Here is a 649-nt window from a genome sequence, read left to right as displayed (position 1 = left end):
CTAGCACTAATTGACGCAGAGTGGCTCGCGCTTGCTGAGATAGAAGCTGAGTTCTGGTTGTTAGATGCTGAAGCTGATGCACTTTGGCTTGCTGATACTGATGCGCTTGCTGATTGACTTGCACTTACAGAAGCTGAAGCTGATTGGCTTGCTGATACTGATGCTGAGTCGCTTGCACTTACAGAAGCTGATGCACTTTGGCTTGCACTAATTGACGCAGAGTGGCTCGCGCTTGCTGAGATAGAAGCTGAGTTCTGGTCGTTAGATGCTGAAGCTGAAGCACTTTGGCTTGCAGATACTGATGCGCTAACTGATTGACTTGCACTTACAGAAGCTGAAGCTGATTGGCTTGCTGATACTGATGCTGAGTCGCTTGCACTTACAGACGCTGATGCGCTTTGACTAGCACTAATTGACGCAGAGTGGCTCGCGCTTGCTGAGATAGAAGCTGAGTTCTGGTTGTTAGATGCTGAAGCTGAAGCACTTTGGCTTGCAGATACTGATGCGCTTGCTGATTGACTTGCACTTACAGATGCTGATGCACTTTGGCTAGCTGATACAGATGCTGAGTGGCTTGCACTTGCTGAAGCACTTTGACTAGCACTTGCTGAGCTTGATGCTGATTGGCTCGCACTGATGCTTGCTGATA

At 48.5% G+C, this 649-nt stretch carries 1 protein-coding gene; it reads right to left on the bottom strand.

The window, feature by feature from the left end; all coding sequences use genetic code 11:
* Positions 1–649 (bottom strand): hypothetical protein (locus tag M1F97_RS09105; RefSeq protein ID WP_247944881.1); only part of this gene is annotated, 649 nt, incomplete at both ends.

This window comes from Streptococcus oralis, from assembly GCF_023110435.1.
GTDB lineage: Bacteria > Bacillota > Bacilli > Lactobacillales > Streptococcaceae > Streptococcus > Streptococcus oralis_CF.
This window is presented reverse-complemented; position numbering and strand designations above follow the sequence as displayed.